This window comes from Methylobacterium sp. J-067 (assembly GCF_022829465.1).
Lineage (GTDB): Bacteria > Pseudomonadota > Alphaproteobacteria > Rhizobiales > Beijerinckiaceae > Methylobacterium > Methylobacterium litchii.
This window is the reverse complement of sequence record NZ_JAKSXZ010000022.1, coordinates 45,456-59,242: the sequence shown is the minus strand read 5'-3', so window position 1 is coordinate 59,242 and position 13,787 is coordinate 45,456. Positions and strand designations below refer to the sequence as shown.

The 13,787-nt window shown below is 70.1% G+C and carries 15 protein-coding genes; 10 read left to right on the top strand and 5 right to left on the bottom strand.

From position 1 onward, the window contains the following. Nucleotides 1-11 precede the first annotated feature (11 nt). The 5 genes from MKK52_RS01085 to MKK52_RS01065 all read left to right on the top strand — a co-directional run bounded on the left by MKK52_RS01085 (nt 12) and on the right by MKK52_RS01065 (nt 5,528). A complete protein-coding gene (locus MKK52_RS01085) occupies nt 12-767 on the top strand; it encodes a CpaD family pilus assembly protein (RefSeq protein WP_243951902.1) in 756 nt (251 codons plus the stop codon). A gap of 67 nt (nt 768-834) precedes the next feature. Continuing rightward, complete coding sequence (locus MKK52_RS01080; protein WP_243951901.1) at nt 835-2,088, top strand: CpaE family protein; 1,254 nt, start codon at nt 835-837, stop codon at nt 2,086-2,088. 18 nt (nt 2,089-2,106) lie between these two features. Then, nucleotides 2,107-3,543 carry a CpaF family protein gene (locus MKK52_RS01075; RefSeq protein WP_243951900.1) on the top strand — a complete coding sequence of 479 codons (1,437 nt, stop codon included), beginning with the start codon at nt 2,107-2,109 and terminating at the stop codon, nt 3,541-3,543. 4 nt (nt 3,544-3,547) lie between these two features. Further along, the gene (locus MKK52_RS01070) at nt 3,548-4,549 is read left to right on the top strand and encodes a type II secretion system F family protein (protein ID WP_243951899.1); all 1,002 of its coding nucleotides are present in this window, start codon (nt 3,548-3,550) and stop codon (nt 4,547-4,549) included. 10 nt (nt 4,550-4,559) lie between these two features. Further along, on the top strand, nt 4,560-5,528 hold the full coding sequence (locus tag MKK52_RS01065; protein WP_243951898.1) for a type II secretion system F family protein: 969 nt from the start codon (nt 4,560-4,562) through the stop codon (nt 5,526-5,528). A gap of 13 nt (nt 5,529-5,541) precedes the next feature. Here MKK52_RS01065 and MKK52_RS01060 read toward each other — a convergent pair whose 3' ends face one another. Genes MKK52_RS01060 through MKK52_RS01050 form a run of 3 tightly spaced genes read right to left on the bottom strand, consistent with a single transcriptional unit; the run spans nt 5,542 to nt 8,443 of the window. Continuing rightward, complete coding sequence (locus tag MKK52_RS01060) at nt 5,542-5,856, bottom strand: cytochrome c (protein WP_243951897.1); 315 nt, start codon at nt 5,854-5,856, stop codon at nt 5,542-5,544. Beyond that, nucleotides 5,856-7,052, bottom strand: coding sequence for a molybdopterin-dependent oxidoreductase (locus tag MKK52_RS01055; RefSeq protein WP_243951923.1), 1,197 nt, complete (start codon nt 7,050-7,052; stop codon nt 5,856-5,858). The genes MKK52_RS01060 and MKK52_RS01055 overlap by 1 nt, the downstream gene beginning before the upstream one ends. A 20-nt stretch (nt 7,053-7,072) precedes the next feature. Beyond that, entirely contained in the window at nt 7,073-8,443 is a 1,371-nt protein-coding gene (locus tag MKK52_RS01050; RefSeq protein ID WP_243951896.1) for an MFS transporter, read from the bottom strand. 350 nt (nt 8,444-8,793) lie between these two features. Between MKK52_RS01050 and MKK52_RS01045 the strand changes: the two genes are divergently transcribed. The 5 genes from MKK52_RS01045 to MKK52_RS01025 all read left to right on the top strand — a co-directional run bounded on the left by MKK52_RS01045 (nt 8,794) and on the right by MKK52_RS01025 (nt 13,214). Continuing rightward, complete coding sequence (locus MKK52_RS01045; RefSeq protein ID WP_243951895.1) at nt 8,794-9,558, top strand: GntR family transcriptional regulator; 765 nt, start codon at nt 8,794-8,796, stop codon at nt 9,556-9,558. 76 nt (nt 9,559-9,634) lie between these two features. Next, nucleotides 9,635-9,922 carry a UxaA family hydrolase gene (locus MKK52_RS01040; protein ID WP_243951894.1) on the top strand — a complete coding sequence of 96 codons (288 nt, stop codon included), beginning with the start codon at nt 9,635-9,637 and terminating at the stop codon, nt 9,920-9,922. Between the two features lie 7 nt (nt 9,923-9,929). Continuing rightward, nucleotides 9,930-11,207, top strand: coding sequence for a UxaA family hydrolase (locus MKK52_RS01035; protein ID WP_279597567.1), 1,278 nt, complete (start codon nt 9,930-9,932; stop codon nt 11,205-11,207). A 62-nt stretch (nt 11,208-11,269) separates the two neighbouring features. Next, nucleotides 11,270-12,262, top strand: coding sequence for an Ldh family oxidoreductase (locus MKK52_RS01030; RefSeq protein WP_243951893.1), 993 nt, complete (start codon nt 11,270-11,272; stop codon nt 12,260-12,262). Between the two features lie 19 nt (nt 12,263-12,281). Next, nucleotides 12,282-13,214, top strand: a complete 933-nt coding sequence (locus MKK52_RS01025) for a hydroxyacid dehydrogenase (RefSeq protein ID WP_243951892.1) — start codon at nt 12,282-12,284, stop codon at nt 13,212-13,214. Nucleotides 13,215-13,217: 3 nt separating this feature from the next. On the opposite strand, the gene MKK52_RS01020 is transcribed toward MKK52_RS01025, so the two are convergent. Both MKK52_RS01020 and MKK52_RS01015 read right to left on the bottom strand, forming a co-directional pair. After that, entirely contained in the window at nt 13,218-13,520 is a 303-nt protein-coding gene (locus tag MKK52_RS01020; RefSeq protein ID WP_243951891.1) for a type II toxin-antitoxin system RelE/ParE family toxin, read from the bottom strand. Next, a complete protein-coding gene (locus MKK52_RS01015) occupies nt 13,513-13,782 on the bottom strand; it encodes a type II toxin-antitoxin system ParD family antitoxin (RefSeq protein WP_243951890.1) in 270 nt (89 codons plus the stop codon). The genes MKK52_RS01020 and MKK52_RS01015 overlap by 8 nt, the downstream gene beginning before the upstream one ends. Nucleotides 13,783-13,787: the final 5 nt, after the last annotated feature.

The following is a 13,787-nucleotide window of genomic DNA, read 5'->3' as shown; positions in this document are numbered from 1 at the left end:
CGAGGACCGAGATGACCGGACGCACGACGCCCGCCCCCTCGCAGACGCCATCCAGGCTGCGGCTGCACCTCGCCTGTGCCTGCGCCCTCGCGGCCCTGGCCGGCGCCTGCAACGCCGAGCCCCCCGTGACGGGGGCGATCGGCACCTCCGATTACCGTGCGCGGCACCCGATCGTGCTGGCGGACGGCACCCGCAGCCTCGACTTGTTCCCCACCGGCCCCGGCCATCTCGACCCCCGCCAGGGGGACGACGTGGACGCCTTCATGCTCGAATACCGCCGCTACGGGCGGGGCGGGATGCTGATGGAGGTACCGCGCGGCCTGCCCCCGGTGCGGGCCGTGGCCACCGAGCGCACGGCGGGCCTCATCGTGCAGCGGGCGGGCCAGGACGGCGTGGCCCGGCGCGACATCGTCGCCAACCCCTACGCGGTGGCCGCGCCCGAACTCGCGGCGCCGATCCGCCTCAGCTTCCAGCGGATGCAGGCCAAGGTGGCCGATGCCTGCGGGACCTGGCCGCAGGATCTCGGCGGCAGCAACTTCGCCTTCGACAACAGCAACCGCCCGGTCTGGAACCTCGGCTGCTCGACCCAGTCCATGGTGGCCGCCCAGGTCGCCGACCCGATCGACCTCGTCCGCGGGCGTCCGGAGGGCCGGATCGACTCGGTCAAGCGCATCCGCGACGTCGGGCAACTGCGCGAAGGCAAGGATCCGTCAACCCAGTGGCGTCAGGATGGCCAGACATCCGTGAAGGCTCAGGTCGGCAACTGATGTGTCACGCCGGGGACCGAGCGGCCCCCGGCGCCGAAAACCGCGTTTCAACCCCGAGAGTCCCGTGATGGCGGAGCAGAGCGAGACGGCCGATCGCGTGATCGCCCCGGTGCCCCGGATCACGATCCAGGCCTTCTGCGAATTGACCGAGACGGCGGCCATGATCGAGGCGGCCGCCGAGGACAGGCGCCTGCAGCGGGCGCGGGTCAAGGTCCGCATGGGCGGCGGCGCGGCCGCCATCGAGGCGTTCCGCCACGCCCCGACGCCGAACGTCATCGTTATCGAGGTGCAGGGCGCCCGCTCGAAGCCGCTGGAATGCCTCGACGCCCTCGCCGAGGTCTGCGACGAGGGCACCCGCGTCGTGGTGATCGGCCACCTGAACGACGTGACGCTCTACCGCCAGCTCCTCCAGCGCGGCGTCTCCGACTACCTGATGGCCCCGGTCGAGCCCCTGGGGCTGATCGCCGCCATCTCCGAGATGTTCACCGCCGCCGGGGTGAAGCCGATCGGGCGCACCATCTCGGTCTTCGGCGTGCGCGGCGGCATCGGCGCCTCGACCGTGGCGCACAACCTCGCGTGGTCCATCGCCCGCGGCCAGGGCGTGCCGACGGTGATCGCCGACCTCGACATCGCCTTCGGCACCGCCTCGCTGAACTTCAACCAGGACCCGCCGCAGGGCATCGCGGAGGCGGTGTTCGCCCCCGAGCGCCTGGACGCCGCCCTGGTGGAGCGCCTGCTCTCGAAGTGCAGCGACAACCTCAGCCTGCTCTCGGCGCCTGCGAGCCTCGACCGGACCATCGATCTGTCGGAGCCCGCCTTCGACACGCTGATCGAGCACCTGCGGGCCAACGTGCCCTGCCTCGTCCTCGACGTGCCGCACCAGTGGAACGCCTGGACGAAGCGGGTCCTCGCAGCCTCGGACGAGATCCTCGTCGTCGCCGGCCCCGACCTCGCCAGCCTGCGCAACGCCAAGAACCTGATGGGCGCCCTGAAGCACGGCCGCCCCAACGACGCGCCCCCGCGCATCCTGCTCAACGGCAGCGGCATGGCCAAACGGCCGGAGATCGCGGCGGCCGAGTTCGCCAAGGCCCTCGACGTGCCGCTCGCGGCGACCATTCCCTTCGATCCGGCCCTGTTCGGCACCGCCGCCAACAACGGCCAGATGATCGCCGAGGTGCAGCCCGGTTCCAAGGTGGCCGAGCTGTTCAACGACCTCGCCGCCACCGCCATCGGCAGGGTCGAGACGCGGCGCAAGGGCGGGGGCGCCAGCCTGCTCGAGCCGCTGCTCGCCAAGCTCGCCGCCCGCCGCAAGGCTTCGTGATGCGGGTCCGCAACGATCATGTTCGGTAGACGGCAATCCGGTTCGACCGCCGCGCCTCCCCCCGTCGTCCCGGCGCGGGCGATGCAGCAGCCCACCCCCGCGCCGACCCTCGCGCGCGAGGCGCCTCCACCCACGCGCCAGGCGCCGGTGGTGGTCGAGGCCGCGCGCTCGGACGAATATTACCGCACCAAGAGCCTGATCTTCGGCGCCCTCATCGAGGCGATCGACCTGACGCAGCTCGCCCATCTCGACGCCGAGACGGCGCGCGAGGAAATCCGCGACATCGTCACGGAGATCATCGGGCTCAAGAACATCGTCCTGTCGATCTCCGAGCAGGAGGAACTGCTCGACGACATCTGCAACGACGTGCTGGGTTACGGCCCGCTGGAGCCGCTGCTCGCCCGCGACGACATCGCCGACATCATGGTCAACGGCGCCGGGCGGACCTTCATCGAGGTGTCCGGCAAGATCCAGCTCACCAGCGTGCGGTTCCGCGACAACCAGCAGCTGATGAACATCTGCCAGCGCATCGTGAGCCAGGTGGGCCGGCGCGTCGACGACGCCTCGCCGATCTGCGACGCGCGCCTGCCGGACGGATCCCGCGTCAACGTCATCGCCCCGCCGCTGGCCATCGACGGCCCGGCCCTCACGATCCGTAAGTTCAAGAAGGACAAGCTGACCCTCGACCAGCTCGTCCGCTTCGGCGCCATCTCCCCCGAGGGCGCGGAGGTGCTGAAGATCATCGGCCAGTCGCGCTGCAACGTCGTCATCTCCGGCGGCACCGGCTCCGGCAAGACGACGCTCCTGAACTGCCTGACCGCCTTCATCGAGCACGACGAGCGCGTCATCACCTGCGAGGACGCGGCGGAGCTCCAGCTCCAGCAGCCGCACGTGGTGCGCCTGGAAACCCGCCCCCCCAACATGGAGGGCCAGGGTCAGGTCACGATGCGCGACCTCGTGAAGAACTGCCTGCGTATGCGCCCCGAGCGGATCATCGTCGGCGAGGTGCGCGGCCCGGAGGCGTTCGACCTCCTGCAGGCCATGAACACCGGCCACGACGGCTCGATGGGCACGCTGCACGCCAACAGCCCGCGCGAGTGCCTGTCGCGTATCGAATCGATGATCTCCATGGGCGGGTTCACCCTGCCCTCGAAGACGCTGCGCGAGATGATCTGCGGCTCGATCGACGTGATCATCCAGGCGACCCGCCTGCGCGACGGCTCGCGCCGCATCACCCACATCACCGAGGTGCTGGGGATGGAGGGCGAGGTCATCACCACCCAGGACATCTTCCTCTACGACATCATCGGCGAGGACGCGAACAGCAAGATCATCGGCCGCCACCGGGCGACCGGCGTGGGCCGCCCGCGCTTCTGGGAACGCGCCCGCTATTACGGGCTGGAAGGCCGCCTGGGCGCGGCCCTCGACGCGGCCGAAGTCGTCGAGGGGGCGTGAGGCCATGCCCGACCTCTGGCCCGATCTCGACGCGCTCCTGCCCGGCCTGCCCGTCGCCGCGGGCCTCATGGGCGTCGCCGTCGCGCTGATCACCTATGCCGGCATCGTCGCCCTGATGCCGGGCGAGCGCCGGGCGACCAAGCGCCTGAAGTCCATCGCCGTGACCAACGTGGCCGCGGCCGGGCGGGGCGGCGGCGTGAACCGGCGCGATCAGGTCGCCAAGACGCTGAGCGAGATCGAGGCCAAGGCCAAGGGCGCGGCTAAGGTCACGCTGGAACTGAAGATCGCCCGCGCCGGCCTCGACTGGACCAAGAGGACCTACTGGACCTTCGCCGGCATCGCCGGCTTCGTCTTGGCATTCTTCCTGTTCCTCCTCACCGACAGTGCGTTCGCGGCCCTCGGCGGCGCCTTCTTCGGCGCCTGCGGCCTGCCGCCCTTCCTGCTGCGCTGGCTGCGCCTGCGCAGGGTGGCGAAGTTCAACAAGGAACTGCCCAACGCCGTCGACGTGGTGGTGCGCGGCATCAAGACCGGCATCCCCGTGGGCGATTGCTTCCGCATGGTCTCCCGCGAGGCGGAGGAACCCCTGCGCGGCGAGTTCCGCACCATCGTGGAGACGCAGGCGCTCGGCCTTTCCCTCGGCGAGGCCGTGGCCCGGCTGCACGAGCGGGTGCCCACCGCCGAGGTGAACTTCTTCTCGATCGTCATCAACATCCAGCAGCAATCGGGCGGCAACCTCTCCGAGGCGCTGAACAACCTCTCGCGGGTGCTGCGCGACCGCGCCAAGATGCGCGGCAAGATCCAGGCGATGAGCATGGAGGCCAAGGCCTCCGCCTCGATCATCGCCGCCCTGCCCTTCGGCGTGGCGGGCATCACCACCCTCACCAGCCCCGACTACATCTCGCTGCTCTGGACCACCGACGCGGGCAAGATCGCCCTGGTGGGTTCGGCGATCTGGATGAGCCTCGGCATCTTGGTCATCAAGAAGATGATCGCCTTCGAGATCTGACGGGGACGGGATGGTCGAGGAGATCGCCGCAAAGCTGTTCGACGCCCGCTTCGTGGGCACGGCGCTGGCCGCCCTCGCGGCGGCGGCGACCGCCTTCGCCGTGGCGCAGCCCTTCCTCGAACCCGACAAGCTCGGCAAGCGGATGAAGCTCGTGAGCGACGAGCGCGAGATCATCCGGCGGCGCGAGCGCGAGAAGCTGACGACCAAGGGCAGCCTGCGCACCGAGCCCAAGGCGTACATGAAGGAGGTCGTGGACCGGTACAACCTGCGCCGCTGGCTCGGCACGGACACCGCCAAGCGCAAGCTGCTGATGGCAGGCTACCGGGGCCAGGGCGCCGAGACCGCGTTCCTGTTCTTCCGCCTCGTGGCGCCGGTCGCCGCGTTCATCGCGGCGGTCTTCTACCTGTTCATCCTGGAGGCGTTCGACGTCTCCTACCTGATGCGCGTCGCCATGACGATCGGCGCCGCCTTCCTCGGCATCAAGGCGCCGGAACTGTTCCTCGTGAACGCCGCCAAGAAGCGCCAGACCGAGATCCGCAAGGCGTGGCCCGACGCCCTCGACCTGACGCTGATCTGCGTCGAATCCGGCATGGCCATCGAGAACGCCTTCCGCAAGGTGAGCACCGAGATCGCGGTGTCGTCCGTGGTGCTCGCGGAGGAGCTGGCGGTGATGGTGGCGGAGATGTCGTTCCTGCCGGACCGGCGCATGGCCTACGAGAACCTCGTGATGCGCACCGCCCTGGATCCGGTGAAGGCGGTGGCGACCGCCCTGAGCCAGGCCGAGCGCTACGGCACGCCGGTCGGGCAAGCCCTGCGGGTGCTCAGCCAGGAGAGCCGCGACCTGCGCATGATCGAGGCCGAGAAGAAGGCCGCCGCGCTGCCGCCGAAGCTCACCGTGCCGATGATCCTGTTCTTCCTGCCGGTGCTGTTCGTGGTGATCATCACCCCGGCGGTGATCCAGATCATGCGCACCCAGTGAGAGCGCGCCGCCCTCAATAGGTGGCGGCGAGGTAGGCGGCGATGGCCTTGGCGTCCGCCTCGCCGACGGGGGCGTGGTAGACCTTGACCATCTTGGTCACCTCGGAGTCCCAGAACCCCGCCCCCTTCTTCGACGGCTGCATGGCGATGTAGTCCACCGAGTGGCAGACCATGCAATTACCCTGCGCCGCCTCGAAGCCGGGCTGGTGCGCGGGGTCGGCGGGCGCCCTCAGCTGCGCCGTGGGTTCGGGCAGGGCGTAATCCTGCGGCGCGGCGGCGAGCGGGCCGCCCAGCGCGAGCAGGAGCGCGACGGATCCGGTCAGTCTCATCAGGCCGCCCTCACCCGGGTCGTCTCGACCACGTTGCGCATGTACCCGGCCGGGTTCCAGCGCGGCTCCATCGGCTGCGTGCCGCCGTCGTTGCCCGTCGCCCGCACCCGCAGGGCGTGCGCGCCGGGGGCCATTTCGACCTCGGCCGTCCAGGTGCGGAAGGCGTAGCGGCCGAGATCCTGGCCGAGTGTCGCCTCCGCCCAGCTCTTGCCGTCGTCGGTGGAGACCTCGACCGCGCGGATCCCCGAGCCGCCGTCGAAGGCGATGCCGCGCAGGGGCAGCTTACCCGCCTTCACCTCCTGCCCGTCCGTCAGGTTCGTCACGAAGGAGCGGACGTTGAACCGCCCGATCGGCACCGTCTTGTCCGCCGCCTTGCCGGGCTCGGTGCAGGCGCAACCGTTGTCCGGGATGCGGTAGGCGGTCTTCATCCAGAAGCCCTCGAAGGGCTTGTCGAGGACGCTCACCGCGTTGAGGTGCTTGACCCAGTAGGTGCCGTAGTAGCCCGGCACCACGAGGCGTAGGGGGAAGCCGTTGAGCCAGGGCAGGTCCTGCCCGTTCATGCCCCAGGCCAGCATCACCTCGCCGTCGCGCGCGTGGTCGAGGGTGAGCGCCTTGGCGAAATCGGGCGTTTCCGGCAGGACCGGCCCGTCGAGCCCCTCGAAGGCGACCTGCACCGCCCCGCCCTTCACGCCGGCCTTGTCGAGCACCGCCTTCAGCGGCACCCCGGTGAAGCGGGCGCAGCCCATGGCGCCGTTGGCGAGCTGCCCGCCGGCCATGCGCGGTTCGAAGAAGCCGCGCGAATTGCCCGAACACTGGTTGACCGCCACCACCTCCACCCCCGGCATCCCCTTGAGGTCGGCGAGGGAGAGGGAGAGCGGGCGCTCGACATGGCCCGTCACGTCGAGGCGGAAGGCGTCCGGGTCGATGCGGGTGGGGATGTCGGCGAGGTGGTAGCGCACGAAGAACGCGTCGTTCGGCGTGATCGCCCCGTGGTCGAAGACCGAGAACGGCGTTTCCAGCTGCGGCGGGCGCGCCGTCATCTGAAGGAGCGGGCGCTTGCCGGGAAAGGCGACCAGCGGACGCTCGCCGTTGCCGAAGGGCAGCATCACGTCCTCGGCGTGAAGGGCGCGGGCCGAAAGGCCCACCCCGCCGAGCCCGAGGGCCATGCCTCTCAGGAGGTCCCGCCTGTCGATCATCGCCCGCTCCCTCCTGCCGCTCATGTGGGCGCCCCGCAGGCGACCTTGCTCCCGGCGCCGGCCTGGCCGTCCCCGGTCTCGGCGAATTCGTCGAGGCGGCGATTCCGCGTCTCGGGGGTGAGAGCCAGGGCCGCCACGGCGATGACGGCGTAGATGCCGTAGACGACGGGAATATAAAACCAATTCCCCGCCACGTCCTGCCCGATGAGCCCGGCGAGCAGCGGCGGCGCGATGCCGCCGCCGAGGATCGCCGACAGGCTGTAGGAGATGCCCGCCCCGGAATAGCGGTACTTGGTCGGGAAGCTCTCCGAGGTCAGGATCGGCGCGAGCCCGTGCAGGATGCCGACGCCGGTCAGGGTGATCACGAATTGCAGGCCGAGCACCAGCCAGACCTGCTGGTGCAGGATGGCGAGCGCGTAGGGCACGGACAGCACGGCCGTGAGGATCACCGCGATGTAGCCGAGCTTCTTCCGGGTCATGAAATCCGCGGCCGGGCCGCTGATCACTACGCCGAGGACGTCGCCGATCCGCGCGATGAAGATGATCACCGCCGTCGTCGCCAGCGGGATGCCGGCCGACTTCATGAAGGAGATGGCGTAGGTGCCGCTGACATAGCCGTCCATCTGCTGGAAGGCGCAGAACAGGGCGAGCAGGAGGATCGGCCGCCAGTGCTTCCGCGTGACGTCGAGGCTCGGCATCTTGGACAATTCGTCCTTGGCCTTCAGCTGCTCGAAGAGCGGTGAATCCGCGAGCTTGAACCGGGCGAGCAGGCCGGGCACCACCACGACCACCGAGAGCAGCATCGCGATGCGCCAGCCGCCGGTCGAGAAGCTGTCGGCCAGGACGTAGAGCACCGCGCTCGCCGCCATCGCCCCGCCGGGGATGCCGAGGTTGGCGAGCGACACCCAGAAGGCCCGGTGCTGGCGCGTGGCGCCGAACTCCGCGAGCAGCGAGGCCGCCCCGCCGAACTCGCCGCCGAGGCCGATCCCCTGGACGATGCGCAGGGTGACGAGCAGGATCGGCGCGGCGATGCCGATCGTCTCGTAGCCCGGCAGCAGGCCGACCATGAAGGTCGTGGCGCCGACGATCAGGATGTTGATCAGGAACGAGGTCTTCCGGCCGGCGCGGTCCCCGAAATGGCCGAATAGGTAGGCCCCGAGGAGGCGGGCCGGGAAGCCGGCGCCGAAGGTCAGGTAGGAGAAGATCAGCGCCCAGGTCGGCGAGATGTTCGGGAAAAAGGTGTGCGGGAAGGCGCTCGCCGCCGCGTAGCCGAAGATGAAGAAGTCGTAGAACTCGACCAGCACCCCCGATGTCGCCGAGAAGGCGAGGAGGGAGATGGTCTTGCGGTCCGTCGCCTTCGGTACGGGCGGTGCGGGCTGGCGCGTGGTCATGGCTCGACATCTCCGGGCTGGCGGTCTCGGCCGCGAGGAGCCCCGGCCCCACCCGTCCTTGCCGGGAGGGGCCGGAGGCGCATGTCGGAAGGCCCCGCGAGTGCGGAGTCTCTGTCAGCGATGTCGGTCTTTGGAATGACGGCGCGTGCGCGCGGGACGGGGGGCCCCGCCGGTGCCGGCTTCTCGCCTCATCGCTCCCTCCCAGGAACGCTTGTGATAAAACCGGCGAGGCCGGTTCGCCTGCCCCCTTTGCGAGGGTCTGCCACTAAGCTGGTCGGGAGGTCTTATATAAGATATCTGACGCAGTCAAGGCAGCGCACGCCGCCCTTCCGACGCCCCCCGAGCCTGCGATGAACGACCACCCCGCCGCGACCTTCAAGCCGGAGCTAAGGCCGCTCTACGTCCAGATCCAGGGGCTCATCACGAAGCGGATCGCGGACGGGGCCTGGAAGCCCGGCGACCTCCTGCCGACGGAGCACGAACTCGCCGCCGAATACGGGGTGAGCCAGGGCACGGTGCGCAAGGCGCTGATCGCGCTGGAGGGCGAGAAGCTGATCGTGCGGCGCCAGGGGGTCGGCACCTATGTCGCCCGGCACGCGCGCGACACCGTGCTGTTCCGGTTCTTCCGCATCGTCACGCCGGAGGGCGCCCGGCTCTCCCCCAAGAGCCGGCTGATCGCGCAGGCGATCCGCCCCGCCACGGCAGAGGAGGCGCGGCAATTGTCCCTTCCCGAGGGCGCGCCCCTGCACGCCGTCACGCGGGTGCGGACGCTCAAGGATGCCCCCGCGATCTACGAGTTCGTCGTCGTGCCGGCCGCCATCATCCCCGTCCTCGACCTCCCGGCGACGGAGGAGATGAGCGAGGAGATGTACGTCATCTACCAGGAGCGCCACGGCATCCTGATCACCCGCGTGCAGGAACGGCTCCAGGCCATCGCCGCCGGGCCGGAGGAGGCGCAGGCGCTGGCCGTGCCGGAGGGATCGCCCCTGTTGGAGATCGTCCGCGTCGCCTTCGACGTGAGTGGGCGTCCCGTGGAACTGCGCATCAGCCGCTGCGACACCCGCGAGAACCGCTACTCGGCCGACATCGTCGACACGGACGGCGCCAGCGCCTGAGACCGCGCCGCCGCCCTTGACCGCCTATTCTTAGGTCTTATACAAGACCGGCGGACCAAGCAGCGGGAGGCACGCAATGGGAGTTCCCCAACTCCTCGTCCACGACCCCAAGGATTCGGTGGGCGTCGTCGTGGTCGAGAACCTCAATGCCGGAACGGAGATGCTGTGCGTGGTCACGCACGACAATTCGGACTTCCGGCTGACGGCGAAGCAGGAGATCCCCATCGGCCACAAGGTCGCCCTGCAGGACATCAAGTCCGGCGACACGGTGTGGAAGTACGGCCAGGACATCGGCAAGGCCGTCGCCGACATCGCCAAGGGCGAGCACGTCCACACCCACAATCTCAAGACGAAGCGTTGGTGAGGATCCCATGAGCTTGCAGGCCGCCTTCGAGCATTCCATGCCCGCCGCCTATGCCGGCGGGGCCCCCGATCAATTCACCACCCAGGCGCTGCCGAGCGGGCGCGCGTCGGAGGATTACGCCGGTGCCACCTTCATGGGCTGGCGGCGGGAGAACGGACGGGTCGGCGTGCGCAACCACGTCGTCCTCCTGCCCCTCGACGACCTGTCGAACGCCTCCTGCGAGGCGGTGGCCAATAATGTGAAGGGCACGATGGCCCTGCCGCACGCCTACGGGCGGTTGCAGTTCGGCGAGGATCTGGAGATCCACTTCCGCACCCTGATCGGCATCGGCTCGAACCCGAACGTCGCCGCCGTGGTGGTGATCGGCATCGAGGACGGCTGGACGTCCCGCGTGGTCGAGGGCATCGCCAAGACCGGCAAGCCGGTGGTCGGCTTCGGCATCGAGGGCCACGGCGACATCGCGACCATCGCCAAGGCGAGCTACGCCGCCAAGCGCCTCCTGCAATGGGCGAGCGAGTTGCCCAAGGAGGAATGCCCGATCACCGACCTGTGGGTCTCGACCAAGTGCGGCGAGTCCGACACCACGACGGGCCTCGCCTCCTGCCCGACGGTGGGCAACATGTACGACAAGCTGATCCCCCACGGGATCTACGGCGTGTTCGGCGAGACCTCCGAGATCACCGGCGCCGAGCACCTGTGCCGCGAGCGCGCGGCGAGCCCTGAAATCGCCGAGAAGTGGTACGCGATGTGGAAAGCGTACCAGGAAGACGTGATCGAGGCGCACAAGACCGACGACCTGTCGGATTCGCAGCCGACCAAGGGCAACATCGCGGGCGGCCTGACCACGATCGAGGAGAAGGCGCTCGGCAACCTCGAGAAGATCGGCCGCGAGTGCCGGTACATCGACGCCCTTCAGCCGGCGGAAGCCCCGGCCAAGGGTCCGGGCCTCTACTACATGGACACGTCCTCGGCGGCGGCCGAATGCGTGACGCTGATGGCGGCGGCGGGCTACGTGATCCACACCTTCCCGACCGGCCAGGGCAACGTGATCGGCAACCCGATCGTGCCGGTGATCAAGATCAGCGGCAACCCGAAGACCCTGCGCACCATGGGCGAGCACATCGACGTGGACGTGACCGGCGTACTGCGCCGGGACATGACGCTGGATGCGGCGGGCGACGCGCTGATCGACATGGTGGTGCGCACGGCCAACGGCCGGCTTACGGCGGCCGAATCCCTCGGCCACCGGGAGTTCGTGATGACGAAGCTCTACCGGAGCGCGTGATCCCATCGCCCCTCTCCCCGCCAGCGGGGAGAGGGGGAGGACACTCCAACCCCCGAAGCGCCATGGCCGACATCCTCACGATCCCGGACGCCGAGATGGTGGTCGCCGACGCCCTCGTCCGGGCGGACACCGCGCCGGGCAACGCCCGGCACGTCGCCGCCGCCCTGGTGCGGGCCGAGGCGGACGGCTTGAAGGGCCACGGGCTCTCGCGGGTGCCGAGCTACGCGGCGCAGGCCAAGGCCGGCAAGGTCGACGGCCACGCGACCCCCACCCTCGCCAAGCCCCGCCCGGCGGTAGCAGCCATCGATGCGGCGAGCGGTTTCGCCTACCCGGCCCTGGCGCTCGCCCTCGACGCCCTGCCCGGCATGGCCCGCGAGAGCGGCCTTGCCGCCGCCGCCATCCGGCGTTCGCACCATTGCGGCGCGGCGGGGCTGTTCGTGGAGGATCTGGCGCGCCAGGGCCTCGTCGCCCTGCTCTTCGCCAACACCCCGGCGGCCATCGCCCCCTGGAACGGCAAGCGGGCCGTGTTCGGCACCAACCCCATCGCCTTCGCCTGCCCCCTGCCGGGGCGGGAGCCGGTGGTGGTCGATCTCTCCCTGTCGAAGGTGGCGCGGGGCAACATCGTCTCGGCCAAGCAGCGCGGCGAGCCGATCCCCGAGGGCTGGGCCGTCGATGCGGAGGGCCGCCCGACCACCGACGCCACCGCCGCCCTCGCGGGCACGATGCTGCCGCTCGGCGACGCCAAGGGCACGGCGCTCGCCCTGATGGTGGAACTGCTGGCCGCCGGCCTGACGGGCGCGACCTTCGCGGCCGACGCCTCCTCCTTCCTCGACGACAAGGGCGGCCCGCCCGGCACCGGCCAGCTCATCCTGGCCTTCGACCCGGATGCTTTCGGGAACGGCGCCCTGGACCGCTTCGCCCTCCTCGCCGCCGCCATCGAGGACCAGCCCGGCGCGCGCCTGCCCGGCCAGCGCCGGCTCGGGCTCCGCCAGAAGGCCGCGCGCGACGGGCTCGCGGTGGACGCCAAGCTCCTGGCCGAGATCGCCGCGATCTGACCCATCCAAGGAACAGAAGATGCCGGACGTCGTCATCACCGAATTCATGGACGAGGACGCGATCCGCGATTCGCTGTCGGGCTTCGACGTGGCCTACGATCCGACCCTCGTCGACAGACCCGACGACCTGCGCGCCGCCCTGTCCGGGGCGCGGGCGCTCATCGTCCGCAACCGGACGAAGGTGAACGCGGCGCTGCTGGCCGCCGGCCCGGCCTTGCGCGTCGTCGGACGCCTCGGCGTCGGCCTCGACAACATCGACCAGCCGGCCTGCCAGGCGCGAGGCATCACGGTGATCCCGGCGACGGGGGCGAACGACGTCTCGGTGGCCGAATACGTCGTCGCCACGGCGATGCTGCTGCTGCGCGGGGCCTACGGCGCCACGGCCGACGTCGCCGCCGGGACTTGGCCGCGCGGGCGGCTGATGGGCCGGGAGATCGCCGGCAAGCGGCTCGGCCTCGTCGGCTTCGGCTCCATCGCCCGCGAGACGGCCCAGCGCGCCGCCGCCCTCGGGATGCGGGTGAGCGCGCACGACCCCTTCCTGCCAGCCGACCATCCGGCCTGGGCGCAGCCCGGCGGCCGCGTCGCCAGCCTGCCCCTGCACGACCTCGTGGCGGAGGCGGACGTGCTCTCGCTGCACGTGCCCCTGACGGACGCGACGCGCGGGCTCATCGACGCGCGGATGATCGCGCGGCTGCCGAAGGGGGCGATCCTCATCAACGCGGCGCGCGGCGGCGTCGTGGACGAGCCCGCCGTGGCGCAGGCTCTGCGGGAGGGCCATCTCGGCGGCGCGGCCCTCGACGTGTTCGACGCCGAACCCCTCTCGGCCGAGGCCGGGGCGGTGTTCGCGGACTGCCCGAACCTGATCCTCACGCCCCACATCGCGGGGGTGACGGTGGAATCGAACGTGCGGGTCTCGCGGATGATCGCCAAGGCCGTGGCCGAGGCGTTGTAGGCGTCACCCATCCTCCCGCAGCGCGAGGCGCCTCACGCTGCGGCGGTGAACGATGGCCAGGATCAGAACGCCGTCGTCCACGCTCTCGTATAGGATGACGTGAGAAGCATGCTCGTGCCGGTGAACGCCCGGCCTAATCACGTCGGCCTTCCGGCCCATCTCGGGATTCTCAGCGAGGAGTTCGAACGCGTGCTCGAGTCCGGCGGCGTAGGCTTCCGCTTGGCGGGCGCCGAACTGCCGGTAGCCGTGAACGGCGATGTCGAACAGGTCCGCCTCCGCTCGCTTGGTGAGGCGGTAGTCACTCATCCGGCGGCGGGTCGCCCTGCACATGCGTCCTGGCGCGCGCGAGGATGTCGCGGACCTTGAGCGCGCTCGGTCCGCTCGCCCGCGACTCGTCCACGATTCTGCGAAGATCCTCGAGGGTCAACTCGGGCTTGGCCCGCCGCTCCCGGTCGCGGCGCACCAGATTACGGACATAGTCGCTCGTGCTGGCGTACTCGCCTTGTCTGATCTGGGCCTCGATCCATTCCTTCATCGGATCGGGGAGGGAGATGGTCATTGTCGCCATGGCGC

What these genes read in the sequence shown, in the direction of transcription:
- MKK52_RS01085 (WP_243951902.1), top strand. Translation starts at nt 12, where the DNA reads ATGACCGGACGCACGACGCCCGCCCCCTCGCAGACGCCATCCAGGCTG.
- MKK52_RS01080 (WP_243951901.1), top strand. Translation starts at nt 835, where the DNA reads ATGGCGGAGCAGAGCGAGACGGCCGATCGCGTGATCGCCCCGGTGCCC.
- MKK52_RS01075 (WP_243951900.1), top strand. Translation starts at nt 2,107, where the DNA reads ATGTTCGGTAGACGGCAATCCGGTTCGACCGCCGCGCCTCCCCCCGTC.
- MKK52_RS01070 (WP_243951899.1), top strand. Translation starts at nt 3,548, where the DNA reads ATGCCCGACCTCTGGCCCGATCTCGACGCGCTCCTGCCCGGCCTGCCC.
- MKK52_RS01065 (WP_243951898.1), top strand. Translation starts at nt 4,560, where the DNA reads ATGGTCGAGGAGATCGCCGCAAAGCTGTTCGACGCCCGCTTCGTGGGC.
- MKK52_RS01060 (WP_243951897.1), bottom strand. Translation starts at nt 5,856, where the DNA reads ATGAGACTGACCGGATCCGTCGCGCTCCTGCTCGCGCTGGGCGGCCCG.
- MKK52_RS01055 (WP_243951923.1), bottom strand. Translation starts at nt 7,052, where the DNA reads ATGATCGACAGGCGGGACCTCCTGAGAGGCATGGCCCTCGGGCTCGGC.
- MKK52_RS01050 (WP_243951896.1), bottom strand. Translation starts at nt 8,443, where the DNA reads ATGACCACGCGCCAGCCCGCACCGCCCGTACCGAAGGCGACGGACCGC.
- MKK52_RS01045 (WP_243951895.1), top strand. Translation starts at nt 8,794, where the DNA reads ATGAACGACCACCCCGCCGCGACCTTCAAGCCGGAGCTAAGGCCGCTC.
- MKK52_RS01040 (WP_243951894.1), top strand. Translation starts at nt 9,635, where the DNA reads ATGGGAGTTCCCCAACTCCTCGTCCACGACCCCAAGGATTCGGTGGGC.
- MKK52_RS01035 (WP_279597567.1), top strand. Translation starts at nt 9,930, where the DNA reads ATGAGCTTGCAGGCCGCCTTCGAGCATTCCATGCCCGCCGCCTATGCC.
- MKK52_RS01030 (WP_243951893.1), top strand. Translation starts at nt 11,270, where the DNA reads ATGGCCGACATCCTCACGATCCCGGACGCCGAGATGGTGGTCGCCGAC.
- MKK52_RS01025 (WP_243951892.1), top strand. Translation starts at nt 12,282, where the DNA reads ATGCCGGACGTCGTCATCACCGAATTCATGGACGAGGACGCGATCCGC.
- MKK52_RS01020 (WP_243951891.1), bottom strand. Translation starts at nt 13,520, where the DNA reads ATGAGTGACTACCGCCTCACCAAGCGAGCGGAGGCGGACCTGTTCGAC.
- MKK52_RS01015 (WP_243951890.1), bottom strand. Translation starts at nt 13,782, where the DNA reads ATGGCGACAATGACCATCTCCCTCCCCGATCCGATGAAGGAATGGATC.